This window comes from Streptomyces sp. NPDC058646, assembly GCF_042716875.1.
Lineage (GTDB): Bacteria > Actinomycetota > Actinomycetes > Streptomycetales > Streptomycetaceae > Streptomyces.
This window is the reverse complement of record NZ_JBHXRK010000001.1, coordinates 456,040-482,697: the sequence shown is the minus strand read 5'-3', so window position 1 is coordinate 482,697 and position 26,658 is coordinate 456,040. Positions and strand designations below refer to the sequence as shown.

Below are 26,658 nucleotides of genomic sequence, written 5' to 3'. Positions count from 1 at the left end.
GGGTCAGCGGGCCGGCAGCACCGGAAGGGTCATCCGGTAGCCGCGCGCCAGCAGCTGGGGCAGGTACGAGTCGAGCGCCTGCACGCTCTGGGTCCGGTTGCCGCCCGCGTCGTGGGACAGGACGATCACGCCGGGGCCGGCGCCCCCCAGGACGCGGGAGACGATCGTGGCGGTGCCGGGTTCCTTCCAGTCCAGCGTGTCCACGGTCCAGGCGAGCGGCTCCATGCCCAGCTCGGCCCCGACCTCGAAGGCGGCGCGGTTCCACTCCCCGTAGGGCGCACGGAACCACAGTGGCGGCTCGCCGACGAGCTGCTCGACGACGTCGCTGGTGTCGGCGATCTCGGCGGCGAGCGCGGGGCGGCTGAGCCGGGTGAGGTGCGGATGGGTCCAGGTGTGGTTGCCGATGACGTGGCCCTCGTCGGCCATGCGGCGCAGCAGGCTCCGGTTCTCGGCGGCCATCTCCCCGCAGACGAAGAACATCGCGCGGACGCCGTACCGGGCGAGGGTGTCGAGGATGGCCGGGGTGTAGCGCGGGTCCGGCCCGTCGTCGAAGGTGAGGACCATGGAGCTGGCCGTGCTCGGGTCGGACGGCAGCTCCAGGATGGGCCGGGTGCGGACCGCGGGCTTCGCGGCGGCCTGCCGGGCGGGGGCCTCGGCCGTCATCGGCCGCAGCCGGTACGACCTCTCGGGCAGGCCCTGGACCAGGGCTCCGGGCGCTCCCGCCGCCGGGTGCGGGCCCGGCCCGGCCGCGGGGGCGGGGCCGCTCGCCGTACCGGTTCCGGGCGCACCGCCCTCGGCTGCGCTGAGCAGTCCGTAGGCGGCGGCGACTCCGAGGAAGGCGGCGGTGCGCAGGAGCATGCGTCGCCCTACTGTCGGCTCGTCATTTTTCATTATTACTACGTATCAACGACATCGTCCCGGATGTCGAGAGGCGCGGACGCACCTCCGTCCCCTCACCCGCTCGGACCAGCGGCCCGCCCCTCGTCAGCCCCGGCGCACCAGCGGGAAGGGGAGCGTCTCGCGGATCGTCAGCCCCGTCAGGAACATCACCAGGCGGTCGACGCCGATGCCCAGGCCGCCGGTCGGTGGCATCGCGTACTCCAGGGCGTCCAGGAAGTCGTTGTCGAGTTCCATCGCCTCCGGGTCGCCGCCCGCCGCGAGCAGCGACTGGGCGGTGAGGCGGCGCCGCTGCTCGACGGGGTCGGTCAGTTCCGAATAGGCGGTGCCCAGTTCGGTGCCGAAGGCGACCAGGTCCCAGCGCTCCGCGAGGCGGGGGTCCCTGCGGTGCTGGCGGGTGAGCGGGGAGACGTCGGTCGGGAAGTCCTTGTAGAAGGTGGGCAGCAGGGTCCGCTCCTCCACCAGCCGCTCGTACATCTCCAGGACCACGTCGCCGCGGGTGTCCTCGGGGGCGTGCGGCACCCGGGCCCGGTCGCACAGCCCGCGCAGCACGTGCTCCTCGGTGTCGGCGTCGACCTCCTCGCCGAGGGCCTCGCTGATCGCCCCGTACATCGTCTTGACCGGCCAGCTCCCGGAGATGTCGTGGACGACGAGCTTCCCGTCGGGTCCCGTCTTGTGGGCGACGGGCGAGCCGAAGGCCGCCGTGGCGGCGCTCTGGATCAGGTCGCGCGTCAGGTCGAGCATCACATCGTAGTCGGCGAAGGCTTGGTAGGCCTCCAGCATCGTGAACTCGGGGTTGTGTTTGTAGGAGACGCCCTCGTTGCGGAAGGTGCGGCCCATCTCGAAGACCTTCTCCATCCCGCCGACGCAGAGCCGTTTGAGGTACAGCTCGGGCGCGATGCGCAGGTACAGGTCGAGGTCGTAGGCGTTGATGTGGGTGCGGAAGGGGCGGGCGTTGGCGCCGCCGTGGATCTGCTGGAGCATCGGCGTCTCGACCTCGAGGTAGCCGCGGTCCAGCAGCCCCTGGCGCAGGGCCTGCACCGCGCTGGAGCGCGCCCGTACGACGTCCCGCGCCTCGGGGCTGGCGACGAGGTCCAGGTAGCGGCGCCGGACGCGGGCCTCGGGGTCGGCGAGTCCCTTGCGCTTGTCGGGGAGCGGGCGCAGGCACTTGCCGGTGAGCTGCCAGGACCGGACGACGAGCGACAGCTCGCCGCTCCTGCTGGTGCCGATCTCGCCGCTGGCGACCACGTGGTCGCCGAAGTCGACCTGCGAGGTGAAGGTGTCCAGTACGGAAGTGCCGGCCTCGTCGCGGGTGAGCATCAGCTGCAGGTCCCCGGACCAGTCGCGGAGCACGGCGAAGACCACGCCGCCCAGGTCGCGCACGACCATCACCCGTCCGGCCAGGGTGGCTTCCTCGCCGGTGCGGGTGGAGGGCGGGTAGCCCGGGTGGACGGCCTTGAGCTCGGCGACGGTGTGGGTGCGCTGCCGGATGCCGACGGGGTACGGGTCGGTGCCGGACGCCCGGATGCGCTCGACCTTGTCGTGGCGCACCCGGACCTGCTCGGGCAGCCGCTCGGTGCGGGCCGCCCCGGCGGACTCCTCCCCCACGGCGTCCAGGTTCAGGGAGGCGAGGGACGGGAGCCCCTCGGTGGTGGCCGGGTTGGTGAGGCCCTTGGGGTGGCCGTTGCCCCACAGGGTGCGCAGGCTGGGTACGGAGACGAAGCCCTCGGCGATGCCGGACGCGAGGCTGACGCGGGCGAGCGAGCCGGCGTCCTGGTAGCAGAGGAACCGCGGGTACCACTCGGGGCCGTACTTGACGTTCGACCGGTACAGCGCCTCCAGCTGCCACCACCGGGAGAAGAACAGCAGCAGCTTGCGCCAGAGCTTGAGGACGGGGCCCGCCCCGATCCGGCCGCCCTCCTCGAAGGCGGAGCGGAAGACGGCGAAGTTGAGGGAGATCCGGCGCACGCCCAGGCCGGGGGCGGCGGCGCAGAGCTGGGCGACCATGAACTCCATGACCCCGTTGGGCGCGGCGCGGTCGCGGCGCATCAGGTCGAGGGAGATGCCGTCCCTGCCCCAGGGGACGAAGGAGAGCAGGGCGATCAGCTCCCCCTTCTCGTCGAGGGCCTCGACGAGGAGGCAGTCCCCGTCGGCGGCGTCGCCGAGCCGGTCCAGCGCCATCGAGAAGCCGCGCTCGGTCTCGGTGTCGCGCCACCGGTCGGCCCGGTCCACGATCATCTGCATCTCGTCCTCGGAGAGGGCGCAGTGGCGGCGGATGACGGTGGTGGCTCCGGTGCGCTGGACGCGGTTGACGGCCTGGCGGGTGACGCGCATGTCGCGGCCGTCGAGGTCGAAGCGACCGACGTGCAGGATCGCCTCGTCGCCGAGCTGGAGGGCGCTGAGTCCGGAGCGGGCGTAGGCGGTGGCACCGTCCTCGGAGGCGCCCATGACGGCGGGCTGCCAGCCGTAGCGGCGGGCCACGGCCAGCCAGGCGTCGATGGCGGGGGTCCAGGCTCCTGGGTCGCCCACCGGGTCGCCGCTGGCGAGGCAGACGCCGGCCTCGACCCGGTAGGTGACCGCGGCCATGCCGTTGGGGGCGAAGACGACCGCCTTGTCGCGCCGGGTGGCGAAGTAGCCGAGGGAGTCGCCCCGGCCGTACGCCCCGAGGAGGGCCCGGATCCGGGGCTCCTCGTCCCCGTGCAGGGCGGCGGTCAGCCGCTGGGAACGGAAGAGGGTCGCGGCGGCGTTCAGCAGGGCGAGGGCGCCGAACAGGCCGAGCAGGAAGGACAGCGGGCGGGGTGGGCGCCCGTCGAACTGGCGGGCGGAGAAGAGGCCGCCGAAGACCTCCTTGGCGGCCCAGTCCAGCCACTGGCCCTTGGCCAGGGTGCCCGGGAAGAGCGCGACGAGGCCCCAGCCCACGAGGACGGCGGCGAGCAGGCCGAGGCCGAGCACCGTCAGGGCGCGCCACAGGGCTCCGGGGCGGGAGGCGGCGTAGAACTCCTGGCGGGCGGCGATCAGGAGCGCGAGGGCGGCGACCGCGACGAGCAGGGAGGGGACGCCGACCCAGTAGTCGCCGACGGCCATGTCCAGCACGTCGTCGAGGATCAGCAGGGCCAGATAGGTGACGACGATCCACCAGGCGACCTTCTTGCGGGTGCCGAGGGCGGCGGCGAGGAGGAAGAGGAAGACGGCGTAGGCGAGGTTCGCGCTGACCGGCACCACGACGAGGTCGAGGAAGCGCACCACGTGCCGCAGCAGCCGCCGCAGCGTCGGCGAGAGCGCGAGCAGGGCGCACAGCAGGCCGAGCACCGCGAAGAACGCGCCGAATCCGTCGGGCACCCGGTTCAGGAAGCGGTTCCGGGTTCCGTGGGTCTCCCCCGCGCTGACACTCATGGTTCGCACTGTAGGGAGGGCGGCGGCGGTCCGCGCGCCGAGCCCGCTAGCCTCGGAAGGGTGACAGAGCACGTGAACACGGGGTTCGAGCGCGGTACGGACGGCCCGAAGGTGATCGTCGCCGGGGTTGACGGATCGGATTCCTCGCTGCGCGCGGCGGCCTACGCGGCGGGCCTGGCCCGCAGGCAGAACGCGCTGCTGGCCCTGGTGTACGTCCAGCCGGTGATGACTGCCGGGGCCTCGATGGGCGCCCCGGTGGGCGACGCCACCGGGGACATCGCACAGGAGCTGATCGCGGAGATCCGGGAGTCGGCGGAGCGGCTCAGGGGCATCTACGAGGTGCGCTGGCAGTTCCACACCTTCCGCGGCGACCCGTACGCGGGTCTGGTCAGCGCGGCGGAGGAGCTGACGGCGGACGCGGTGGTGGTCGGCGCGTCCGAGCAGGCGGGCCACCGCTTCGTGGGCTCGGTGGCGGTCCGCCTGGTCAAGGCGGGCAAGTGGCCCGTGACCGTGGTGCCCTGAGGCGCCAGGGCTCTGTGGCCGTCGGGCCCGGCTACCGGCCCGGCTACCGGCCCATCGTCAGGCCCTCCTTGGCCGCGCCGCGGCTGAGGACTGCTTCGGTGACGGCCTCCTGCGCCGTCCGGTAGTCCTCGCGGTCGGGGTGCGCGGCGAGGCCCTCGGCGAGGTTGACCACGCGGCCCGCGCCCCGGTCCATCCACTGGGGGACGAACTCCGCCTTGGTGACCTGCCAGCGCTGCCCGGCCGCTGCGGGCGGGACGAAGGTGAAGCGTCCGATGGAACCGTAGCTTCCGCGCGGATCCTCCTCGCCGGAGTGGTTGAACATCTGCCCGGCGACCTGGTCCCCCATGCCGTAGACGATCCACGTGCCGTTGACCTTCTCGTAGGCCTGCGGGACGTGTGCGTGCGTGCCGAGGACCAGGTCGATGTCCGGGCGGCCGCCGGTCTGCGAGGCGGTCAGCTCCCTGCCCAGGGAGAGCTGCGTGGCGTCCGGCTCCGTCTGCCATTCCGTGCCCCAGTGCACGCTCACCAGGACCACGTCGGCGCCGGCCTTCCGGGCGGCCCGCGCATCGGCGACGATCGTGTCCCGCTGCATGAGGCCGACCGCCCACGGCTGCCCCTCGGGCATCGGGTGGCCGTTGGTGCCGTAGGTGTAGGCGAGGTGCGCCACCTCGGCCGAGCCGGCCGTGTACAGGGTGACCGCCGCGGCCTCGGCCGCCGTGCGGGCCGAACCGGCGTGCTTCAGGCCGACCTTGTCGAACCGGTCCAGCGTGCGGCGCAGCCCGTCGGCACCGTCGTCCAGGGTGTGGTTGGAGGCTGTGGAGCAGCCGTCGTAGCCCGTGTGCTTCAGTGCGTCGGCGATCTCGGGCGGGGAGACGAAGGCCGGGTATCCGGTGTACGGGCCGCCATCCTCTCCGTAGACGGTCTCCATGTGGCACAGGGCCAGGTCGGCCGCGGACACCACGGGTCGGACGCCGGAGAACATGGGCCGGAAGTCGTAACCGCCCCCCTCCGCGTCGGCCGCCCCCTGCCGGATGACGGAGGTGTGGGGCAGTACGTCACCGCTCGCGACGAGGGTGAAGCCCCGGCCGGCGGCGGATGCCGCGGGGGCTCCGGCCGCGGTGGACGGGGCCGGTCCGCCGGAGCCCGCCAGCCGGGCCGGGGCGGGTCCTCCGGCCGCCGTGCAGCCGACGGCCGACAGCAGGAGGGCCGCGAGGACGGCGGCGGTCCGCCGGGTGCGCTTGATCATCTGCCGCGGCTCCCTTTAATACGATTATTGGATGAGATGCAATCCATAGAAGGAGACGCGTCAAGTCAAGGAACGGCTCCGTCCGCACGGCCCGGTCTCACTCCGATGGCGGCCCCGGCGCGGCAGTCCGCGCACCCGCGCCGTTCGCCGCGCCGTTCGACCGTTCACCGACCGCTGCGGCCGCCCACCGGACGACCCGGGGGCTTGGGCGCAATGCCCGGGCCGGACGGTTCCCGGTCGGCCCCGTGCAGGTGAGGGTGGATCCGTCGCCTCCCCTTACGGACCTCCCGCACCTCGGAAGGAGCCCCTCGTGCCGATCTCACCCAGTCTCCGGCGCACGGACCCCGAGGCGCTGGCCGAACTCCAGCGCGATCACGGACGTGCCCTGTTCGGATTCCTGCTCGGCCTCACGGCCGGGGACGCCCAGCGCGCCGAGGACCTCGTGCAGGAGACCCTGGTACGGGCCTGGCAGCATCCCGAGGTCCTGGCCTCCGCCCACGAGTCGATGCGGCCGTGGCTGTTCACGGTCGCCCGGCGGCTCGCGATCGACGCCCGCCGGGCCCGGCTCTCCCGGCCGCAGGAGGTGGACCCCGAAGGACTGGAGCAGGCGCCGGCGCCGGTCGACGAGGTGGCCGGCTCGGTCATCGCGATCGACGTCCGCCGAGCCGTCGGCTCACTGGGTCCGGAGCACCGGGAGGTGCTGATGCAGGTCTACTTCCAGGACCGGTCCGTCGCCGAGGCGGCGGCGGAACTCGGCATTCCGGCCGGAACGGTCAAGTCCCGTACGTACTACGCGCTGCGCGCCCTGCGGAAGGACCTCCAGGGGTACGGGTACGGCCTCGGCGCCTGAGTCGCGGCGCGAGGGCACAAGGAACGTCCCGAACGTGCACGGAACCGACACAGTGCGCAAGCAATTCGGCACCAGACTGTTCAAGTTGAGTAAACATCCCCCGCTCCTCAAGCCGCTGGGGGAAGGCTCAGGGCGTGACGGCGGGACGGCTCAACGCGCGGGAGAAGGTGGAACGGTGCAGCCCGAGGGTATGAACGGCACCAGTGACGGCGGGCTCGCGGTGCCCATGGCCTGGCTCTACGCCGAGTACATCGCGGACGAACTGCTGCGCACGGGCCGGCTGATCCCGGTCAGCACCCTGGAGTTCCGGGCCGGACGCGACACGCTCGCGCTGACGATCTACCTCTCGGACGCGGCCGGCGAACTCTCCGGGATCCGGGTGGTCTCGCAGCTCGACGAGTGGCTGTCCCTCACCGCGTACGGGCACCCCTGGCGCGACTGGGTGCACACCCGGTTCCTGGCGCTGGGCGAGGAGGCCAGGGAACGCGGCGGGGGCGAGGACCCGGACCTGGAACTGGCCCGGGCGGCCTGGCGCTGGCTGGACCGCACCGAACTGTTCGCCACCAACCTCGACCCCGGACGGCCCGACCGCACCGACACCCCGCCGGGACTCGACGAGAGCGTCCGCGTCTGGACCCCGGCGTGGCAACTCGGACTGCCCCTCGGCCACTTGGCCATGCACCTGTTCTAGAGGGGGCCCCGGGGCCGCGGCCGGGGGGTGCTCGGGGCCTCCGCCGGATCCGTCACCAAGCCGGTGAAATCGGCCTCGTTGCGCTCGGCCCGGGTGACGTACCAGCGGGCGATGAGCCACATCACCGGGTACGCCAGCAGCCCCAGCGCCAGCCAGACCAGCGGCCCCGACCCGGCCCCCGGCAGGACGAGCACCAGCGGCAGTACGGCGACGAGCGGCACGAGCACGGCCAGCGCCCCCAGGCCGGCCCGCAACTGGCTGCGCATGATGGCCCGTACGTAGGTCGCGCCGAGGGTGGTCTGCTCGGATATCTCCGAACACGCCGGGGTGTGCGCGGGCGCCCGGCGGCGGGTGCCCCGGGAAACCCCGGTGACGATCTCGCGCCGGGGCGGCGACTGCTGCTCCTCGGCCATTGGCGTGGGAGTCTACGCAGCCCCGGACTACTTGAGGAGACGCGAGAGCCGCCGGTCGGCGAGCGGCTTCCCGCCGGTCTGGCAGGTGGGGCAGTACTGGAGCGAGGAGTCGGCGAAGGACACCGAGCGGACGGTGTCCCCGCACACCGGGCAGGGTTCGCCGTCCCGGCCGTGGACCCGCAGCCCGCTCTTCTTCTCGGCCTTGAGCTGCCCGGCCGCCAGGCCGTGCGCCCGGCCGACCGCCTCGTGCAGGGTGTCCTGCACGGCCTCGTACAGCAGGGTGACCTGCTCCTCGTCGAAGGAGGCGGCCAGTTTGAAGGGGGAGACCCGGGCCCGGTGCAGGATCTCGTCGCTGTAGGCGTTGCCGATGCCGGCGATGACGCTCTGGTCGCGCAGCACGCCCTTGATCTGGCGCTTCTCGCCCTCCAGCAGCCCGGCGAAGGCGTCCCGGTCGAAGCCGGCGGCGAGCGGGTCCGGTCCGAGCCGGGCGATGCCGGGGACCTCCTGGGGGTCGTGCACCACGTATACGGCGAGCCGCTTCTGGGTCCCCGCCTCGGTGAGGTCGAAGCCGCCGCCGCCCTCCAGGGCGACGCGCAGGGCCAGCGGCCCCTTGCCCGGGCGCGGCGGCTGCGCGGGCAGGGTGTCCTGCCAGCGAAGCCAGCCGGCCCGGGCCAGGTGGGTGACGAGGTGGAGTTCGCCGACGGCCAGGGCCAGGAACTTGCCGTGGCGGGTGGTGGCCCCGGCCCGCTCGCCTTCGAGGGCGGTGACCGGCGGGTCGTACGTCTTGAGCACGCTCACCGCGAGCGGGTGGACGCGCTCCACCACCCGCCCGGTGAGGTGCTCGTCGAGGTACTCCCGCAGGGCCTCGACCTCCGGCAGCTCCGGCATGCTCCCAGCCTGCCGCCGCCTCAGGCGAAGCGCGAGCTGGGCACCGGGCCGGGCGAGCCGAGGTGGTCGCGGGTGCCGGTGAGCCAGCCGGGGGCCACGGCCGCCGCGTAGGCGCGGAAGGCTTCGTCGGGGTCGCGCGGGGCCGCTCCGTCGCCCGGGTCGGCGGTGGGGTCGGCGGCCGCGACCTCCCGGGCGATCTCCTCCTCGGGGCGGTCGTCGTCCTTCCAGGCCACGGCGACGATCTGGGCGAGAAGGGCGCTGGAGTCGGCGCTCACCGGGGGCGGCCCGGTCCAGCGGGTGGCGTGCTCGTGCAGGACCTGGCGGTCGGCGCGGGTGCGCAGGCTCTGCACGAGGTCCCCGTCGCAGTCGTTCAGGTCGTACGCGACGACGACGGTGTCCGTCCGCGCGGGCTCGTAGGGCACGGCGGGCAGCCCGAGCACCGCGGCGGCGGCCAGCCCGAGGATCCGGTCGGAGCGGCCGGGCAGCAGCGAGACGGTGGCCGGCTCCTGCCCGGCCGCCGCCAGGGCCAGCGCGAGCCGGTGCAGGCCGCGGCGGCACAGCTCGTGGGTGTCGCCGAGGTAGGCGTAGCGGCCCGTCATGCCGGCGTCGTAGCCGTACGGGGAGATCGTGCCCAGCAGGGCTCCGGTGAGGGTGAACTGCCACCCGCGCAGGTCGGTGGTGTCGAGCGGCCCGGCGGTGGCCGCGAGTTCGGCGCGGGCCAGCATCCGGCGCTGGCGGGCGTGCGCCCCGTGCCAGGCGGGGTCCTCGGGGTCGGGCAGCCGGGCGGCGGCGGCCCGGGCCCCGGCCGGGTCTCCGGCGAGGAGGGTGTGGTGGACCAGGAGGTACGTCTCGGGCCAGGCGGGCAGGCCGTCGCCCCGGGCGGCGAGGAGCGCGGCGGCCTCGGCGTGCCGGTGTTCGTCCTCCAGGGCGGAGACCAGTTCGGCGAGCAGCGGCCGGGAGCCGGGGAGCAGCCGCAGTGCCTCGCGCAGTGGTGCGACGGCGAGGAAGGCGATACCGCGTTCGACGCAGCCGTAGCCGAGGTCGTAGAGGGCCTGCGGGTCCTGCGGCCGTGCCGCGGCGGCCTCGGCGGCGCCGGCCAGGTCCTCGAACCCGGCGGCATCGGCCAAGGCGCGGACGGCCCCGGCGAGTTCGGGGAGCGGAGCCGTCTCGGCGTGCGGCCGCAGCGACCGTACGGCTCCGGGCAGATCGCCGTTCTTCAGCAGTCGGCGCACGTCTTCCATGGCGTTGGTCATCGCCACGATCCTGGATGACCGGCAGGTGTCCCCGCAACGGACTTTCCGCGGGGCCCGGCGGAGACCGGGGACGCCCCGGAGGGGCGGCGGCGACGGCCGCCGGGGTCCGGGGTCCGGCAGGAGGCGCGGGGTCCGGCAGGAAGGGCGCGGGACGGCTCAGGCCATCGCGAACTCGCACCACACGCATTTGCCGCCGCCCCGCGGTTCCACGCCCCAGTCGTCCGCCAGGCGGTCCACCAGCATCAGCCCCCGCCCCGAGACGCCCGAGTCCCCCGCTTCCCGGCGTCTCGGCAGCGCGCTGGAGCGGTCCTCGACCTCGACGCGGAGGCGTCGTGCGGCGCCGGTCAGGACGCGCAGGGTCACGATCGCCGGGCCGTCGGTGTGCATCAGGGCGTTCACGATCAGCTCGTCGGCGACCAGCTCGATCTCGTCGACCCGCTCCCGGGCGCCCCAGGCGCGCACGGCCGCCCCGATCATGTGCCGGGCCGACACCAGGGCCTCCGGGTCGCCCGGGGCCACGTGCTGCCGGAAGCGGCCGCCGCCCTGCGGGGGGTCCTCCACGTCGCGGCGCAGCAGGAGGAGCGCCATGTCGTCGTCCCCGCCTCGTTCGTCGACGACTCCGCAGAGCCGGTCCGCCAGCAGCTGCAGGTCGGCGGGGCCGGTACGGACGAGGGTGGTGAGCAGCTGGATGCCGTCGTCGAGGTCCGCTCCGGGCTGTTCCACCAGGCCGTCCGTGCAGAGCAGTATCGTTTCTCCCGGGTCCAGTTCCACGGTGGTCACCGGGTATTCGAGTCGGCCGAACTGGGCCGACAGGCCGAGCGGCATGCCGCCGCTCACCGGGAGCCTGCGGCAGTCCCCGTCCCGGGTGCGCAGCAGGGGGTCGATGTGGCCCGCCCGTACCAGCTGGAGCACGCCCGTGGACAGGTCGGCCTCCACGTACATGCAGGTCGCGAAGCGGTCGGTGTCGAGCTCGTGCAGGAAGACGGACGCCCGGGCCATGACCGTGGCCGGCGCGTGCCCTTCGGCGGCATAGGCGCGCAGCACGATGCGCAGCTGGCCCATGACGGCCGCCGCGTGGGTGTCGTGGCCCTGCACGTCGCCGATGACCGCGCCGACGCGACCGCCCCCGCGGCCTGCGGAGGGGGAGCCGCAGGGCAGCGGGATGACGTCGTACCAGTCGCCTCCGATGTCCTGGCCCATCCGGGCGGACCGGTACCGTACGGCGATCTGCCCGCCCGGCACGGGCGGGATCCGCCGGGGCAGCATGGCCTGCTGGAGGCCTTCCGCCAGATCGTGCTCCTGCTCCAGCAGCATGGCCCGCTGGAGGCTCTGGGCGATGCTGCTGCCCAGTGCGACGAGCAGGTTGCGCTCGTCCTGGGTGAAGCCGTCCTTGTGCTGGTAGAGGAGGCCGATCGCGCCGATCGGGCGGGCCTGGGCGATCAGCGGCAGGTAGGCCGCCGCCGAGATGTCCATGTACGAGATCTTCGCCCAGAGGCCCGGATAGTCCTGGGCGAACTCCTGCGCCGAGTCGAGGAAGCGCGGCTGGAGCGAGCGGACGACCTCGCTCATCGGGTACTGCTCGTCGACGCGGGTGTAGCGGGTGCCGGGCACGAAGCTGCCCTGGGGTCCTTCGGCGACGAGATGGATCCGGCCGGCTTCGACGAGACCCATCACCATGCCCATCGAGCCGAGCCGCTCCAGGCCGTGGGCGTCGCCGAGAGCGTCGATGACGTCCCGGACGGTCCGGGCGTGCGCGAGGGCGGCGGTGGTGCTCTCGACGACCGACGTCTGGCGGCGCCGCTCCTCGTCGAGCCCGAGCCGCTCCGCCGAATGACTGAGTTCCTCGGTGGCGTCGCGGACGATGCCGATGATCCGGTACGGGCGCCCGTCCGGGCCGCGCATGACGCGGCCCTGGGTGTGGGTCCAGCGCAGCCGGCCGTCGTGGCACCGGATGCGGAAGTAGGCGCCGTAGGTGTCCTCGCTGCTCTTGAGGGCGCTGGAGACCAGGGCGTCGAGCCGGGCCGCCTCGGCCGCCGGGACGCGCGGCGACAGGGAGTCCGGCCGCCCGTCGTACGCCTCGGGAGCCGTGTCGAAGACGTCCAGGGCCGCCGCGTCCAGGTGCATGAGGCCGGTGGCCAGGTCCCAGTCGAAACTGCCCATCCGGTTCAGTGCCAGCGACCGGTCAGGATGCGCGGGCCAGTCGTCCGGGAGGGAAACGGTGCTCGGCACCGGTCCACCATGACACACGGCCCGGTCAGGCGCTCTCCAGGGAGGAACCGGCATCGGAGGGGTCCAGTTGCGGGTCGGGGACGGTGTTCGGGTCGAACGGGTCGTCCGGCGCGGGGGCCGTGCCGTCGGGTTCCTGCGGGAAGTCCGGCGCCATCGGTTCGCCCTGGGCGTTCGGATCGTAGGGGGCCTCCGGGTCGAAGGCGTCGGGCGCCATCGGGTCGCCCTGGAGGTCGGGCTCGGCCGGGAAGTCGGAGGTGCCGTCCGAGGGGACGCTGTTCGGGGGCTTCTGCGGCTCCGCCGGGTTCAGCGGCCGGTCCGGGAGGCCCTCGCGGCCGGTACCGGGCTCCGGCGGGCAGTCCGTGGGGCGGGGGGCCGGGGGCAGCGGCCCGGGGGCCGCGGCGGTGCCCGGCGCGCTGCGGCGGCCCGGCTCGGTGGGCGGCGCCGTACGGGTCGGGCCGGTGGTCAGGCACGGGTCGGCCGGTGTGGTGCCGCCGGGGTCGGCGTTCGGGATGCCGTTCGCCGGGTCGTACGGGGGGACCACCCGCGGGGTGCGGTCCTGGGCGCCGTCGTCGCCGGTCTTGCGCTCGATCCAGGTGTTGTCGGCGATGTTGACGATCACCAGGTTGTCGATCACGTGGGGGGTCGGTTCGATGACGATGACCTGGTTGGGCCGGTAGCCGCTCCACGGGTCGCCCTTGTGGACCGGTGAGCCCTTCCCCGCGCGCGGGGACTGGAGCGGGTTGCCGCACGCGCAGCGCACCCGGGGCATGCCGTGGTCGTCGACGAGGACGGCCGTGCCCGCCTGGAGGACGGCCTGGAAGCCGTCGGCGGCGCCCCCGCGGAAGCCGTGGCTGGTGACCCGGGTGTCGGCGCGGAGCACGACGGGGGTGAGGCCGCGCAGGAAGTCGGAGATCTTCGCCGCTTCGATGCCGGAGGCCTCGGCGAAGGCGCGGGCCTTGGCCTCGTCGGCGGTGAGGTAGCGCACCTGCTGCTCCACGTCGCAGCTGCCGAGCCGCTGGGTTCCTCCGTACAGGCCCGGCGTGGCCGCGTTCACCGTGCGGATGCCCCGGCCGGTCGGATTGGGCAGCGGGAGCTGAACGGGGGCCGACTCCCGGGTGGCGGAGGAGGCGGTGAAGGGGGCGGGTCCGGCGGCGGCGACGGGTTCGAGGTAGACCTCCTGGCTCTCGGATCCGGCCGCGCCCACGGTCTCCTCGGAGCCGCCGCAGCCCGCGGCGAACAGGGCGAGGACGGCCAAGAGGGCGGTTCCCGCGGGACCGTGACGGCGCGGCGCCTGACGAGGTGTCGGACGTGTCAGTGCATGCACGCGTTTCTCCCTTTCGCCCCGGTTGCTAGCTCCTGTCTGCCGCATCCTCGCGGCCACCGCAACCCGAGAGCGCGTATTGAACATGTTCAACGAGCCGCGTAGGGTCACCCCTGTGAGTTGAACCCGTTCAAAGCGTTGATCCGCGCTTCGGGGAGGGAGTCCGCGTGACGGTGCTGGTGAACGTGATCGTCACCCTGGGCATGTTGTACGTACTGCCCGCGGGTCTGCGTCTGATCGACCCGGTCGGCCTGCGCCGCACCGCCCGGCTCTGGCCGCTGCTCGCCGCCCCGGGAGCCGTCTGCCTGTGGCTGCCGCGCGGCATCCTCGCCGCATCGCTCGCGGCACTCTACGCGGCGGCCACGGCGGCCCTGGCGGCGCGGGCCCCGGCCCGCCTGCTGCGGACCCACCCCCGGGCGCCGGGCCGGCGGACCGCCTTCCCCGCTCCGGCCGAGGTCGCCGTGGCCGCGGCGCTGGCCTCGCCCTCGGTCGCCGGGGTGGCCCTGGTCGCCGAACGCGCCGGACACCGGCTCTTCGGTTTCGACCTCGACATCCTGGCGCTGACCGTCCCGCACTTCCACTACGCCGGGTTCGCGGCGGCCCTGGTCGCCGGGCTCGTGTGCCGGGCGGCGACGCCCGGACCCCGGGCCTCGTGGGCCGTGTACAGCGTGCCGGCCGGCACCCTGCTCGTGCTCCTCGGCTACTTCCTCGACGACTGGGCCGAGCTGGTGGGCGCGGTGGTCCTGACCGGCGGGATGTGGGCCGTGGCCCTGCTGACCTGGCGGGAGATCCGGCCCTCGGCCCGCGACCGGAGCACCCGCGCCCTGCTGGCGGTCTCGGCGGCCGTCCTCGTCGCCACCATGCTGCTCGCCCTGTGGTGGGCGGCGGGCGAGGCCACCGGCATCGTGCACCCCACCCTGACCTGGATGGCCGCCACCCACGGCCTCGGCAACGCGCTCGGATTCGCCCTGTGCTCGGTGCTGGCCTGGCGCCGGCTGACCGAAGACGCACCCCACCCTCCGGAGGTGACCACCCCATGACCCGACTCGCCGGCGCCGGCCGCAGCACCCTCAGCTACCCCGACCGGGGTGCGACGGCGCTCCGGACCCTGCCCGCCGGATACCACCACCTGCGCCACCGCACCCGGACAGGGCACGGCCGGGCCGTCTTCGAGAGCGCCGGGGTCGCCGTCACCACCTTCCACGCCCACCGGAGCTCGGGGATGCGGGTGCGGGCCACGGACCGCGCCGCCCGGCCGGGCGGCAGGGTGGAGGTCGGCATCGGCCTGGGCCCGCTGCGGGTCACCGCGGCGTGCGAGGTGATCTGGACGGCGTACGAGCCCACCCGCATCGGCTTCGCCTACGGAACCCTCGAGGGCCACCCCGAATGCGGGGAGGAGTCCTTCGTCGTCGCCATGGACGCCGACGGCACGGTGTGGTTCACGGTCACCGCCTTCAGCCGCCCCGCCTCCTGGTACACCCGCCTCGCGGGCCCCGTCGTCCCCGTCCTCCAGCGGCAGTACGCGCGCCGGCTGGGGCGCACCGTGCGCAGGCTGGCCGCGGCGGCCTGACCGGCCCGATACTGGAGGCGATGGACTGGTTCACGGCGCCCGGGTACTGGCTGGGCCGGCTGGTCTTCCAGCGGGCCCTGGCCGGTGTCTACCTCCTCGCCTTCCTCGGGGCCGCCCTGCAGTTCCGGGCCCTGATCGGGGCGCACGGCATGCTGCCCGTGCCGCGGTACGTGCGGCACGTGCCCTTCCGCCGCGCCCCGAGCCTGTTCCAACTGCACTATTCGGACCGCTTCTTCGCGGCCTGCGCCTGGACCGGGGCGGCCCTGGCCGCCGCACTCGCCGCGGGGGCCGGCGACGAGGTTCCGCTGGCCGCGGCCATGGCCCTGTGGGCGCTGCTGTGGCTGCTCTACCTCTCCGTCGTCAACGTGGGGCAGACCTGGTACTCCTTCGGCTGGGAGTCGCTGCTGCTGGAGGTGGGCTTCCTCGCCGTCTTCCTCGGCAACGCCCGGACCGGACCGCCGGTGCTGGTGCTGTGGCTGCTGCGCTGGGTGCTCTTCCGGGTGGAGTTCGGCGCGGGGCTGATCAAGATGCGCGGGGACCCCTGCTGGCGCAAGCTCACCTGCCTGTACTTCCACCACGAGACGCAGCCGATGCCGGGGCCGCTCAGCTGGTTCTTCCACCGTCTGCCCCGGCCGCTGCACCGGGTGGAGTGCGCGGCCAACCACGTGACCCAACTGCTGGTCCCGGTGCTGCTGTTCACCCCGCAGCCGGTGGCTTCGTACGCCGCCGGGACCATCGTGGCCACGCAGCTGTGGCTGGTCCTGTCGGGGAACTTCGCCTGGCTGAACTGGCTGACGATCACGCTGGCCCTGTCGGCCGTGGACTTCACCGGGCTCGCGGGCCCTCCCCCGGCCGCCGCCTCGCGCGGGGCGCCGGTGTGGTTCGCGGCCCTGGTCTGCGCCGTGACCGTGCTGGTGCTGGTGCTGAGCCGGCATCCGGTGCTCAACATGGTCTCGCGCCGCCAGGTGATGAACCGCTCCTTCGACTCGCTGCACCTGGTCAACACCTACGGGGCCTTCGGCACGGTGGGCCGGATCCGCGACGAGGTCGTGGTGGAGGGCACCGCCGACCGGCTGCCCCGCGAGGACGGGGACTGGCGTGAGTACGGGTTCAAGGGGAAACCGGGCGAACCGCGCCGGACGCCGCGCCAGTTCGCCCCGTACCACCTGCGGCTCGACTGGCTGATGTGGTTCGCCGCGCTCTCCCCCGGCTACGCGCGCGACTGGTTCGGCCCGTTCGTGGAACGGCTGCTCGCGGGCGACCGCGACACCCTGCGCCTGCTCCGCCACAACCCCTTCCCGGACGCCCCGCCCCGCTGGGTCCGGGCCCGGCTGTACCGCTACCGGTTCACCACCTGGCGGGAGCTGCGCGAGACGGGTGCCTGGTGGCACCGCACGCTGCTGCGCGAGTACCTCCCGCCGACCCGCCTCGCGGAAGCGGCCCGGTCAGAGCCCGAGTAGGGCGGCCTCCCGCTCGGCGGAGAGGCCCTTCTGCGGCCGGTCGGGCCGGTGCGGGGCGACGCCGCCGAGCGACTGCAGCCAGCTCCAGGTGTCGGCCACGGTCTCCTCCACGGGCCGGCACACCAGGCCCGCCCCGACGGCCTTGCCGACGTCGCCGCCGAACATGAAGTCGTGCAGCTCCCCCTCCGGGAGCCAGATGGGAAGCTCGGTCCAGGGCTCGATCCCGGCGGCCTCGAGGGCCGCCGCGTCGACCCAGCGCGGCTCGGCCGAGGCGCCGGTGGCGGCCGCGCAGGCCGCCAGCAGGCTGCCCATGGTGGCGTGGCCGGGCGGGGAGACCAGGTTGTACGCGCCGCCGCGCCCGGCGGCGGCCGCGTCCAGGGTCCAGCGCGCGAGGTCGCGCACGTCCACGTACTGCAGGGGCAGGTCGGGACGGCCGGGCGCGAGGAAGGGGCCGCCCCTGGCCAGCCGGTTCAGCCACCAGGGCAGGCGGCCGACGTTCTCGTACGGGCCGATGATCAGCCCGGCGCGGACCAGCAGGGCGCGGTCCCCGAAGGCGTCCAGGGCGGCGAGTTCACCACCCCGCTTGTCCTCGGCGTACGCCACGGACCCGGCGTCGGGAGAGCCCTCGACGAGCGGCCCGTCCTCGTCGAGGCCGGGCGGGGAGGGGTACGCGTACACCGAACGGCTGGAGATGTACGCATAGTGCCGGGCCCTGTCCCGCAGCAGGCGGGCACTGTCGCGGACCGCGGCGGGGGCTCCGCTCCAGGTGTCGACGACAAGGTCCCACTCCCCTGTGGTGAGGACTTCCAGACCGCCGGGGGCGGTGCGGTCCCCGTGGAGGGCCGAGGTGCCCGGCGGGGGCGCGTGGTGGCCCCGGTGGAAGACGGTCACCTCCCAGCCCCGGGCGAGGGCGTCCTCGGTGATCGCGCGGCCGACGAATTCGGTACCACCCAGCATCAGCAGTTTCATGACGATCAGCCTGACGGTGCGGCCGGGCCCGCGGAACCCGTGATCGCCCTCAGCGATGACGCTCACGGCGTACGCCTTCGGGGAACCCGGGCAGCCGGGCGTCCCGGTCTGCCGTGCAGGGCAGCGCCCCCGGTTCCGTTCGGGCGGGGGCGCTCGGGTTCGCGGCGCGGGGGTCGCGGCGCGAGGGTCAGTCGATGCCGGGCAGGATGTGCGCCTCAGCCAGGTCGTCCTCGTATCCCGCCAGCCTGATCGGGGCGGACCGTGCCCAGACTTCGAGGCTGCCGAGCTCGTCGGAACGAGGGGTCTTCTTGCGCCACGTCGTGTCGAGCAGCACCTGCTCGGGCTTCTTCGTATCTGTCACCGCGCACTCCTCTGTGTCGCGTAACCCGGCGGGCGAACCGCGCCGGGCAGGGAGATCAGGATTACCGGGCGCGGTGGCGCCTTGGTGGAGCATGGCCCGGTTGGGGCCTTGTTGATGCCCCTCAGAGTACACATTTGAGCGCACCCCCGCTCGATGGAAAGGCAAAATCCACACCGACCGCTTGATTTCGCCCCGAGTTCATCATGTCGTGGCTCCGGCCGCCCGCGACGATGGTCTGCTCGTCGCCGGCGTACGGGGCGGCGGAGGGGGCGCAACAGTGGCGAAGTCCGGTGGGGTGGAGGTCGGTTGCGTCGAGGAGCTGATGGAGCTGCTGCACGCCTGCCGGGGCGCCTGGGACACCCCGGACCGCAGCGGCGATCCGGTCGACCTGCACGACCACGGACTGCAGACGGCGGCCCTGCTGCGCCGCGCCCGCCCCGCCGACAAGGAGCTCCAGATCGCGGGGCTGCTGCACGATCTCGGCCATGTGCTCCGTCCGGGTGACGACGCCGGGCACGCCGACCGCGCGGCTGAGGCCCTGCGTGCACTGCTGGGCGAGCGGGTGGCCCGGCTGATACGGCTGCACGTGCCGGCGAAGCGCTACCTGGCCGCCGTGGAGCCGGAGCGGGCGCTGTCACCGCAGAGCGCGCTGACCCTGCGGGCGCAGGGCGGGGTGATGGGCGGGGCGGAGGTCCGCGCCTTCGCCGCCGACCCGGACGCGGAGGCCGCGGTGACCCTGCGCCGGGCGGACGACGCGGGCAAGGTGCCGGGCCTGGACGCCGGGACCGTGGAGGACTGGCGGCCGGTCCTGGAACTGGTGGCGGCCCGCACCCGGGCGCGCGCCTGAGCGACACCCGTACGCAGTGCGCCCCCGCGGCCTCCCGCCACGGTCGGGGCGGAGGCCGCGGGGGCGGCGGCTGCAGGGGCGGGCGGCCCGGCGGGTCTACCAGTTGGCGGGGGCGTAGTCCTTGAGGAAGACGCCGAACAGGTCCTCGCCGGCCTCGCCGCGGATGATCGGGTCGTAGACCCGGGCCGCGCCGTCGACCAGGTCGAGGGGGGCGTGGAAGCCCTCCTCGGCAAGACGCACCTTGTCCGGGTGCGGCCGCTCGTCGGTGATCCAGCCGGTGTCGACCGCGGTCATCAGGATCTGGTCCTTCTGGAACATCTCCTGGGCGCTGGTGCGCGTCAGCATGTTCAGCGCGGCCTTCGCCATGTTGGTGTGCGGGTGCCCGGCGCCCTTGTAGCCGCGGCTGAAGACGCCCTCCATCGCGGAGACGTTCACCACGTAGCGGCGTCCCGCCTCGGCCGCCGCCATCGCCGGGCGGAGCTTGCTGATCAGGATGAACGGCGCGGTGGAGTTGCACAGCTGCACTTCGAGCAGCTCGATGGGGTCCACCTCGGACACCGTCTGGATCCAGCTGTTGGTGTCGTGCAGGTCCGGTACGAGGCCGCCGGCGTCGATGGCGGTGCCCGCGGCGATCCGCTCCAGGGAGGCGGAGCCGGAGACCAGGGCCAGCTCGGTGACGTCCTGGGCGGTGAGCTTCTCGCCCCTGCCGGTGGGCAGCGCGGCGACGCGGTCGACGGTGCCGCTGCCGAAGGTGCCGATGACCTCGGCGGAAGGCAGCTCGCCGGCCGGGAGCGGGGCGTTCTCGGCGGCGACCAGCTCGCTGTAGGCACCCGGGGAGCGGCGTACGGTCTGCGCGGCGTTGTTGATCAGGATGTCGAGGGGGCCCTCGGCTGCCACCGAGTCGGCGAGCGCGACGACCTGCGCCGGGTCGCGCAGGTCGATGCCGACGATCTTCAGGCGGTGCAGCCACTCGGCGCTGTCGGGCATGGCCTTGAAGCGGCGGATCGCGTCGTTGGGGAAACGCGTGGTGATGGTGGTGTGCGCGCCGTCGCGCAGCAGGCGCAGCGCGATGTACATGCCGATCTTGGCGCGGCCGCCGGTGAGCAGGGCGCGGCGGCCGGTCAGGTCGGTCCGGGCGTCGCGGCGCGCACGGTTGAAGGCGGCGCAGTCCTGGCAGAGCTGGTGGTAGAAGGCGTCCACCTCGACGTACCGGGTCTTGCAGATGTAGCAGGAGCGCGGGCGCTGGAGTATCCCGGCGATCGGGCCCTTGGTGGCCGCGGTCAGGGCGTTGCCCTGGGTCTCGTCGTCGATGCGTTCGGCCGAGCCGGTCGCGGTCGCCTCGGTGACGGCCTTGTCGTTGGCGGTCTTGGCGGCGCGGCGCTCCTGGCGGCGGCGCTGCTTGACCGTGCGGTAGAGCCCGGCGGTAGCGCGGCGTACGGTGACGGCGTCGGGGTGGTCGACGTCGAGCTTGTCCAGCTCGTCGAGCACGCTCAGGCACAGCTCCAGCCGCTCGGGGTCGATGCCCGGTCCGTAGGCGTGCCCGTAGTCGTGGCTGTCTTCGGTCACCGTCATCGCCGCTGCCGTTCCTTGATCGCTCGTCCGCATCCGCCTGCTGCGGAAGTCCCCAAAGGGGAAACTGTACGGATTCCCCGCGCCCGGGACCAAACCCGATCACGCGGCCCTCACGTTCCGCGAAACGGCCGTCACCCGGCGGAGCGGGGGCCCCCGGGAAGGGCGGTGCCGGTGCGGTGGGACGCTGCGCGGCGACACCGCACCGATCGCGTCCGGTGCGGTCCGCGGACGCCGGCCGGAGCGGATCCGGACGCGGATCCGGAGGCGGAAGGGGGACGGAAACGGAAGCGGACGTCTGCCTCCGCTTCACCGGCTGCGTACCGCGTCCGCACGACTTGTGCAGCGATTCTGTACTCCGTCTGGACTATGTCTGGAGTATGACTCGGGCCCGCCTCCGGGGGGAGGAATCGTCCGTCCGGGTGGGGCATGGTGGAACGTATGAGTGCCCTAGCGCTTTCGGTCCTGCTCTGCCTCGTGTCCGCGCTCGCGTACGCCGGTGGCGCCATCGTCCAGGAACAGGTCGCGGCGACCACGCCGGACCGGCGGTACGCGCCGCTGCGCCGGGCCTGCTGGTGGGCGGCGGTGGGGCTGAACGGCCTGGGCGCCCTGCTGCACGTGGTGGCGCTGGCCTACGGACCGCTGAGCCTGGTCCAGCCGCTCGGCGCGCTCACCATCGTCTTCGCCCTGCCGATGGCGGCGTTCTTCGTGGGGCGCCGGGCGGGTACCGCGGCCTGGCGCGGGGCTGTACTGGCCACGGTGGGCCTGGCGGGTCTGCTGGCCCTGACCGGCGGGGACGGCCGGGCGGAGCAGGCCCTGGCGGGTTCGGAGCGGAGCCTGCTGCTGAGCGTGACCGGAGCCGGGGCGTTCGTGCTGTTCCTGGCGGCGCACCGGATGCACCGGCCCGTGCTGCACAGCGTCCTGCTGGCCACCGCGGCGGGCCTCGCCTTCGGCATGGCCTCGGTGTTCACCAAGTCGGTGGCCGAGACCTTCTCCCCGGACTCCCTGGGTGCCCTCTGGCCCGACCTCGCGGCGATCGCCGTGCTCGCGGCGGGCGGGCTGCTGCTGTCCCAGGCGGCGTACCGGGGAGCCGGGCTGACCGCGCCGCTGGCCACGGTGACCGTGGTCAATCCGGTGGTCGCGACGGTGGTCGGCATCTCCCTCTTCGAGGAGGGCTTCCGGTACGGGAGCGCGGGCACGGCGGCGGCGCTGGCGAGCGCCGTGGTGGCGGCGTCCGGTCTGGTCCTGCTCACCGCCGTGCCCGCGCACACCCGTGGGTCAGAGGGAGACCCCGTGGCTGCGGAGGTACTTCAGCGGGTCGATGTCGGAGCCGTAGCCGGGCCCCGTGCGCATTTCGAAGTGCAGGTGGGGGCCCGTGCTGTTGCCGGTCGAACCGGAGCGGCCGATCCGCTGGCCGCCCGAGACCTGCTGCCCGGCCTTGACCCCCAGGGCGGACAGGTGCGCGTACTGGGAATAGCGCCCGTCGGTGTGCCGGATGACGACCTGGTATCCGTACGCCCCGGCCCAGCCGGCCGAGACGACCTGTCCGGGACCCACGGATTTGACGGACGTGCCCGTCGCCACCGGGAAGTCGATCCCCGTGTGATAGCCGCTGGACCAGGAGGAGCCGGAGACCCGGTAGGCGGTACCCAGGGCTGCGTCGACGGGCGCGGAGTAGCTCCCGGCGGCCGGCTTCTGCTGCGCTGAGGGGGGCGCCTGCCGGGGCTTCTCCGCGGGCTTGGCGGCCGGCTTCTCCGCGGGCTTGGCGGCCGGCTTCTCCGCGGGCTTGGCGGCCGGCTTCTCCGCGGGCTTCGCGGCCGGCTTCTCCGCCGCCGGTTCCACCGGCTTGACGGGCTCGGCGGTGCGCGGCGGCTTCTCCGGGTTCTGGGCGGGCGGCGCCGAGGTGATCCGCAGGGTGAGCCGCTGGCCGGGGAAGATCAGGTTCGGGTCGGTGCCCAGGGTGGCCCGGTTCGTCTCGTACAGGGCCTGCCAGCCTCCCTCGACGCGCTGCTGGGTGGCGATCGCCGAGAGGGAGTCGCCGGGCGCGACGACGTACGGGTTCGGCAGCACCGGGGTACCGGTCGGCCGGGGCACGACCCCCTGCGGCCGGCCGGTCGCCCCGGCCTGCCGGGCCTGGGGCCTGGCCTCCTGCACCTGCACCTTGACCTGCACCTTGGCCTGGGGGGCGACGGCCGGGGCCGGACCGCTGCGGGAGAGCCCGGCCTTCTTCCCGCAGGCGGGCCAGGCCTGCGGTCCCTGCCCCTTGAGCACCTTCTCGGCGACGGCGATCTGCTGGTCCTTGGTGGCCAGGTCCGCGCGGGCGGCGTACGCGGTGCCGCCGAACGCCCGCCAGGTGCTCTGGCTGAACTGGAGCCCGCCGTAGTAGCCGTTCCCGGTGTTGATGTGCCAGTTGTCGGTGGACTCGCAGGCGGCGACCTTGTTCCAGGTGTCCACCGAGGCGGCGTGGGCGGCTCCGGCACCGATGAGGGGGAGCGCGATGCCGGCGCCGCCGGCGGTGAGCGCGAGCGAGGCACGGTTGATGCTGCTCGGCTGATACCGGCGGTGCCGGCCCCGTACACCCATGGGAGCCCCCATCGAAGACATCAGGAACCGCACAACCTAACGGCACGCACGGGACCTGACAAGGGGCGCAACAGGGCGCGCTCCGGCTGAAATTGACACTGTATCGACGCGTGGGAGACCGGCGGGTGACGGCGGCGCGGTAGCGTCGGCACTCCCCGCACGTCGAAGCACGCAGGAGCGCACGCATGAGCACCAGCACGGCTCAGATCGGAGTCACCGGGCTCGCGGTGATGGGCAGCAACCTCGCCCGCAACTTCGCCCGCAACGGCTTCACCGTCGCCGTCCACAACCGCACCACGGCGAAGACCACGGCGCTGGTGGAGGAGTTCGGGCACGAGGGCAGTTTCGTCGCGGCCGGATCCGCGAAGGAGTTCGTCGATGCGCTGGAGCGCCCCCGGCGCCTCGTCATCATGGTGAAGGCCGGGGAGCCCACCGACGCCGTCATCCGCGAGTTCGCCCCGCTGCTGGAGGAGGGCGACGTCATCATCGACGGCGGCAACGCCCACTTCCAGGACACCCGGCGCCGGGAGAAGGAGCTGCGCGAGCGCGGCATCCACTTCGTGGGCGTGGGCATCTCCGGCGGCGAGGAGGGCGCGCTGCTCGGCCCGAGCATCATGCCCGGCGGGTCCGAGGAGTCGTACGCCTCCCTGGGGCCGCTGCTGGAGAAGATCGCCGCCAAGGCCTCCGACGGCACCCCGTGCACCTCGCACGTGGGGCCCGACGGCGCCGGGCACTTCGTCAAGATGGTGCACAACGGCATCGAGTACGCCGACATGCAGCTCATCGCGGAGGCCTACCACCTGCTGCGCGAGGTGGCGGGCTACTCCCCCGCGAAGATCGCGGAGACCTTCCGTGAGTGGAACCGGGGACGCCTGGACTCGTACCTGATCGAGATCACGGCGGAGGTGCTCGCCCACACGGACGCCGCGACGGGCCGCCCCTTCGTCGACGTGGTCGCCGATGCCGCGGAACAGAAGGGCACCGGCCGCTGGACCGTGCAGATCGCGCTGGACCTGGGTGTGCCGGTGTCGGGGATCGCCGAGGCGGTCTTCGCCCGTGCCGTCTCCGGCCACCAGGACCTGCGTGCGGCCGCGCGCGGGCTGGCGGGCCCGACGGCCTCCGCGCTGTCGCCGGAGGCGGCGGACGCCTTCGCCGCCCAGGTGGAGCAGGCGCTGTACGCGTCGAAGATCGTCGCCTACACCCAGGGCTTCCACCAGATCCGGGCCGGGAGCGAGGAGTACGGCTGGGGCGTGGACCTGGGTGCGACGGCCTCGCTGTGGCGCGGGGGCTGCATCATCCGGGCGGCCTTCCTGGACCGGATCCGTGCCGCGTACGACGCCCGGCCCGACCTGCCGAGCCTGCTGGCCGACGAGAGCTTCGCGGGTGAGATCGGTGCGGCCCAGGACGACTGGCGTGCCGTGCTCGTGGCGGCGGTCGGCCAGGGCATCCCGGTGCCCGCCTTCGCCGCCTCGCTGGCGTATTACGACGCCCTGCGCGCGGAGCGGCTCCCGGCGGCCCTCACCCAGGGCCAGCGCGACTTCTTCGGGGCGCACACCTACCGGCGCACCGACCGCGAGGGCTCGTTCCACACCCTCTGGAGCGGCGACCGCTCCGAGGTCGGCACGGACTGACGCGCGGGCCGGCACCGGTCCGGCCGGTCGGCCGGACCGGTGCCGGCCCGGATCGGACCCTCCGACTCCGCCGGGGCCCCCGGTTCAGCTCAGGGGGCCGGGCTGCGGGATCGGCGCGGGTCCCGGCGGGGCCGGGATCGGGTCGGGCTCCGGCACCGGCCCGGGTACGGGCGGCGCCGGACGCGGCATGGGATCGGGGTCCGGGAAGGGGTTCGGCCGCGGGGTGGGTTCCGGGCCCGGGCCGGGCGGCTGCGGGTCGGGGGGCTGGGTCCGTTCTGGTTCTCGCACCATGTGTCCCACCTTCCCCCGATGCCGCGGGGTACGCCGCCCGGCGGGGCCCGATCAGGCGGTGTGCCGGGAGACCAGTTCCAGGCCGGCAGCCAGACCGGGGGCGGGGCTGGAGAGCACCGGGATCCGGGATGCGGCCAGCTCCGCGGCAGCGGCCATGGAGGCCTGGGCCAGGACGACGACGTCCGCATCGGTGACGGCTTCGACGGCCGCCGCCACACGGGCGAGGCAGCCCTGCGCGTCCCCGGCCTCGAAGCGCTCCCAGGCCCCGGCGACCAGCTGCGTACGCACCGACACCGCCGCTCCGGCGGCCCGTGCCTCCTCGGCCAGCAGTTCCCCGGTCGGCGTGAGCGTCGACTCGACGGTGGCCAGTACGGCGATCCGGGGGCCCGTACGCACGGCAGCCGCGGCCATCGGCCGGTCCACGCGGAGCACCGGGACGCCCAGGGCGGGCGCGAGGGCCTCGGCCACCGCGCCGATGGTGGAGCAGGTCACCAGCACGGGAGACGGCCCCGCCTCGGCGAGCAGCCCCAGCAGGGCCGGAGCCACCGACTCCGGCCCTTCCGCACGGGCCCGGTCCAGCAGGTGCGGGGCCACCAGGTGCCGCAGCCCGGCCCCCGGATGGCAGCGGTCGCGCAGCGCGTCGAAGACCGGGACGTGCACGGGCGAGGTGTGCAGCAGGAGCAGCCCGTTCACCACAGGTCGGGGTCGGCGGCCAGCTGAGCCTTGGCGGCGTCGACCACCGCGGCCGCCGCTTCCGGCGCCTCGCCGGGATGCTTGGCGGCCCAGCTCGCCGCATAGGGGCACAGCGGAACCACGGGCACGCCCTCGGCCGCGGCGATCCCGTAGAAGGTCCGCACCAGCCCGCCGGCGACACCGCGGCCCTCGTGCCGCGGCTCGACGACGGTGTGCACCGCCACCAGCGCGTGGGGCTCCTCGGCGAGCACGAAGTAGGCGATGTGCCCCACCGCCGTCCCGTCCTCGACGGCCAGCAGCCGCCCCGTCTTGCGCTCGTCCCTGAACTCGACCGCCGTGCTCTGCACCATGGTCCCCGACTCCCCTCAGACAGCCACGGCGTGGGGGCTGCGCTCCTGATCCGTGCCCGGTACGGGGGCGGACGGATCCGCTCCCAGCTCGACGATCCGGTTGTCGGCGTCGACGTGCACGACCCGCGGCCGGAACACCCGCGCCTCGGCGTCCTCGATCTGCGCGTAGCTGATCAGGATGACCAGGTCGCCGGGGTGCACGAGGTGCGCGGCGGCGCCGTTGATCCCGATGACCCCGGAGCCGCGCTCCCCCTCGATGACGTACGTCTCGAGCCGCGCACCGTTGGTGATGTCCACGATGTGGACCAGCTCCCCGGGCAGCAGGTCCGCCGCGTCCAGCAGGTCCGCGTCGACGGTCACGGACCCGACGTAGTGCAGGTCGGCCTGGGTGACGGTGGCCCGGTGGATCTTGGACTTGAACATGGTACGAAACATGAAGAAGCTCCCGAAATGTCTGCTCCCTGCCTGCTCATTGCAGGTCAAGGGCGGTCCCCGCAGATTACAACCCTTCGCCTGTCCGGTCAGCTTTCCCCGGGTCTTTCAGGACTCATGCTGACCGATCACTGACTTTTCCGACGCATGACCACCGTGTCCTCGCACGTCTTCGACTACCTCCCCGTCGACGATCCCC

Annotated in this window: 23 protein-coding genes and 1 pseudogene; 9 read left to right on the top strand and 15 right to left on the bottom strand. The window is 73.7% G+C overall.

The window, feature by feature from the left end:
- Positions 1–3: 3 nt before the first annotated feature.
- Entirely contained in the window at positions 4–858 is an 855-nt protein-coding gene (locus ACFWUZ_RS02080; RefSeq protein WP_384365521.1) for a polysaccharide deacetylase family protein, read from the bottom strand.
- A gap of 126 nt (positions 859–984) precedes the next feature.
- Positions 985–4,290, bottom strand: coding sequence for a bifunctional lysylphosphatidylglycerol synthetase/lysine--tRNA ligase LysX (gene lysX / locus ACFWUZ_RS02075; RefSeq protein ID WP_384365518.1), 3,306 nt, complete (start codon positions 4,288–4,290; stop codon positions 985–987).
- 60 nt (positions 4,291–4,350) lie between these two features.
- Between lysX and ACFWUZ_RS02070 the strand changes: the two genes are divergently transcribed.
- Positions 4,351–4,812 carry a universal stress protein gene (locus ACFWUZ_RS02070; RefSeq protein ID WP_384365515.1) on the top strand — a complete coding sequence of 154 codons (462 nt, stop codon included), beginning with the start codon at positions 4,351–4,353 and terminating at the stop codon, positions 4,810–4,812.
- Positions 4,813–4,855: 43 nt separating this feature from the next.
- Here ACFWUZ_RS02070 and ACFWUZ_RS02065 read toward each other — a convergent pair whose 3' ends face one another.
- A complete protein-coding gene (locus tag ACFWUZ_RS02065) occupies positions 4,856–6,058 on the bottom strand; it encodes a CapA family protein (RefSeq protein WP_384365512.1) in 1,203 nt (400 codons plus the stop codon).
- 310 nt (positions 6,059–6,368) lie between these two features.
- Here ACFWUZ_RS02065 and ACFWUZ_RS02060 point away from each other — a divergent pair, with 310 nt between their 5' ends.
- Positions 6,369–6,908, top strand: a complete 540-nt coding sequence (locus ACFWUZ_RS02060; RefSeq protein WP_384365509.1) for a sigma-70 family RNA polymerase sigma factor — start codon at positions 6,369–6,371, stop codon at positions 6,906–6,908.
- Positions 6,909–7,098: 190 nt separating this feature from the next.
- Positions 7,099–7,599, top strand: a complete 501-nt coding sequence (locus tag ACFWUZ_RS02055) for a hypothetical protein (RefSeq protein WP_384365506.1) — start codon at positions 7,099–7,101, stop codon at positions 7,597–7,599.
- Here ACFWUZ_RS02055 and ACFWUZ_RS02050 read toward each other — a convergent pair.
- The 5 genes from ACFWUZ_RS02050 to ACFWUZ_RS02030 all read right to left on the bottom strand — a co-directional run bounded on the left by ACFWUZ_RS02050 (position 7,596) and on the right by ACFWUZ_RS02030 (position 13,637).
- Positions 7,596–8,012 (bottom strand): hypothetical protein, encoded by a 417-nt coding sequence (locus tag ACFWUZ_RS02050; RefSeq protein ID WP_384365503.1) that lies wholly within the window; start codon positions 8,010–8,012, stop codon positions 7,596–7,598. The genes ACFWUZ_RS02055 and ACFWUZ_RS02050 overlap by 4 nt on opposite strands.
- A gap of 27 nt (positions 8,013–8,039) precedes the next feature.
- The gene (locus ACFWUZ_RS02045) at positions 8,040–8,900 is read right to left on the bottom strand and encodes an Fpg/Nei family DNA glycosylase (RefSeq protein WP_384365500.1); all 861 of its coding nucleotides are present in this window, start codon (positions 8,898–8,900) and stop codon (positions 8,040–8,042) included.
- A 20-nt stretch (positions 8,901–8,920) separates the two neighbouring features.
- The gene (locus ACFWUZ_RS02040) at positions 8,921–10,153 is read right to left on the bottom strand and encodes a hypothetical protein (RefSeq protein WP_384365497.1); all 1,233 of its coding nucleotides are present in this window, start codon (positions 10,151–10,153) and stop codon (positions 8,921–8,923) included.
- 156 nt (positions 10,154–10,309) lie between these two features.
- Entirely contained in the window at positions 10,310–12,436 is a 2,127-nt protein-coding gene (locus ACFWUZ_RS02035) for a SpoIIE family protein phosphatase (RefSeq protein WP_384365494.1), read from the bottom strand.
- Positions 12,408–13,637, bottom strand: coding sequence for a DUF6777 domain-containing protein (locus tag ACFWUZ_RS02030; protein ID WP_384365491.1), 1,230 nt, complete (start codon positions 13,635–13,637; stop codon positions 12,408–12,410). Before ACFWUZ_RS02030 ends, ACFWUZ_RS02035 begins: the two co-directional genes overlap by 29 nt.
- 233 nt (positions 13,638–13,870) lie before the next feature.
- Here ACFWUZ_RS02030 and ACFWUZ_RS02025 point away from each other — a divergent pair, with 233 nt between their 5' ends.
- From ACFWUZ_RS02025 to ACFWUZ_RS02015, 3 genes are read left to right on the top strand one after another with little or no spacing between them, the layout of a single operon-like run.
- Positions 13,871–14,743, top strand: coding sequence for a YndJ family protein (locus ACFWUZ_RS02025; RefSeq protein ID WP_384365488.1), 873 nt, complete (start codon positions 13,871–13,873; stop codon positions 14,741–14,743).
- A complete protein-coding gene (locus ACFWUZ_RS02020; protein WP_384365486.1) occupies positions 14,740–15,273 on the top strand; it encodes a DUF1990 family protein in 534 nt (177 codons plus the stop codon). Before ACFWUZ_RS02025 ends, ACFWUZ_RS02020 begins: the two co-directional genes overlap by 4 nt.
- A 20-nt stretch (positions 15,274–15,293) precedes the next feature.
- Complete coding sequence (locus tag ACFWUZ_RS02015; RefSeq protein ID WP_384365483.1) at positions 15,294–16,733, top strand: lipase maturation factor family protein; 1,440 nt, start codon at positions 15,294–15,296, stop codon at positions 16,731–16,733.
- Here ACFWUZ_RS02015 and ACFWUZ_RS02010 read toward each other — a convergent pair.
- Together ACFWUZ_RS02010 and ACFWUZ_RS02005 are read right to left on the bottom strand one after the other, a co-directional pair.
- Positions 16,719–17,702, bottom strand: a complete 984-nt coding sequence (locus ACFWUZ_RS02010) for an NAD-dependent epimerase/dehydratase family protein (RefSeq protein ID WP_384366286.1) — start codon at positions 17,700–17,702, stop codon at positions 16,719–16,721. The two genes, ACFWUZ_RS02015 and ACFWUZ_RS02010, sit on opposite strands and share 15 nt — an antisense overlap.
- A gap of 187 nt (positions 17,703–17,889) precedes the next feature.
- Positions 17,890–18,063: a hypothetical protein gene (locus ACFWUZ_RS02005; protein WP_384366353.1), complete on the bottom strand. Its 174-nt coding sequence runs from the start codon at positions 18,061–18,063 to the stop codon at positions 17,890–17,892.
- A 295-nt stretch (positions 18,064–18,358) separates the two neighbouring features.
- Between ACFWUZ_RS02005 and ACFWUZ_RS02000 the strand changes: the two genes are divergently transcribed.
- Positions 18,359–18,910, top strand: a complete 552-nt coding sequence (locus tag ACFWUZ_RS02000; protein WP_384366283.1) for an HD domain-containing protein — start codon at positions 18,359–18,361, stop codon at positions 18,908–18,910.
- A 96-nt stretch (positions 18,911–19,006) separates the two neighbouring features.
- On the opposite strand, the gene ACFWUZ_RS01995 is transcribed toward ACFWUZ_RS02000, so the two are convergent.
- Positions 19,007–20,482, bottom strand: a complete 1,476-nt coding sequence (locus tag ACFWUZ_RS01995; RefSeq protein ID WP_384365480.1) for an SDR family NAD(P)-dependent oxidoreductase — start codon at positions 20,480–20,482, stop codon at positions 19,007–19,009.
- Between the two features lie 426 nt (positions 20,483–20,908).
- Here ACFWUZ_RS01995 and ACFWUZ_RS01990 point away from each other — a divergent pair.
- Positions 20,909–21,652, top strand: a pseudogene (locus ACFWUZ_RS01990) (DMT family transporter); the annotation flags it as partial.
- A gap of 105 nt (positions 21,653–21,757) precedes the next feature.
- Here ACFWUZ_RS01990 and ACFWUZ_RS01985 read toward each other — a convergent pair.
- A complete protein-coding gene (locus ACFWUZ_RS01985) occupies positions 21,758–23,062 on the bottom strand; it encodes a transglycosylase family protein (protein ID WP_384365477.1) in 1,305 nt (434 codons plus the stop codon).
- Positions 23,063–23,247: 185 nt separating this feature from the next.
- Between ACFWUZ_RS01985 and gndA the strand changes: the two genes are divergently transcribed.
- Positions 23,248–24,693 carry an NADP-dependent phosphogluconate dehydrogenase gene (gene gndA, locus ACFWUZ_RS01980; RefSeq protein ID WP_384365474.1) on the top strand — a complete coding sequence of 482 codons (1,446 nt, stop codon included), beginning with the start codon at positions 23,248–23,250 and terminating at the stop codon, positions 24,691–24,693.
- A gap of 342 nt (positions 24,694–25,035) precedes the next feature.
- On the opposite strand, the gene ACFWUZ_RS01975 is transcribed toward gndA, so the two are convergent.
- The 3 genes from ACFWUZ_RS01975 to panD are packed head-to-tail and all read right to left on the bottom strand — an operon-like array spanning position 25,036 to position 26,462.
- On the bottom strand, positions 25,036–25,680 hold the full coding sequence (locus tag ACFWUZ_RS01975) for an aspartate/glutamate racemase family protein (RefSeq protein WP_384365471.1): 645 nt from the start codon (positions 25,678–25,680) through the stop codon (positions 25,036–25,038).
- A complete protein-coding gene (locus ACFWUZ_RS01970) occupies positions 25,674–26,027 on the bottom strand; it encodes a GNAT family N-acetyltransferase (RefSeq protein WP_384365468.1) in 354 nt (117 codons plus the stop codon). Before ACFWUZ_RS01970 ends, ACFWUZ_RS01975 begins: the two co-directional genes overlap by 7 nt.
- A gap of 15 nt (positions 26,028–26,042) precedes the next feature.
- On the bottom strand, positions 26,043–26,462 hold the full coding sequence (gene panD / locus ACFWUZ_RS01965; protein ID WP_384365465.1) for an aspartate 1-decarboxylase: 420 nt from the start codon (positions 26,460–26,462) through the stop codon (positions 26,043–26,045).
- Positions 26,463–26,658: the final 196 nt, after the last annotated feature.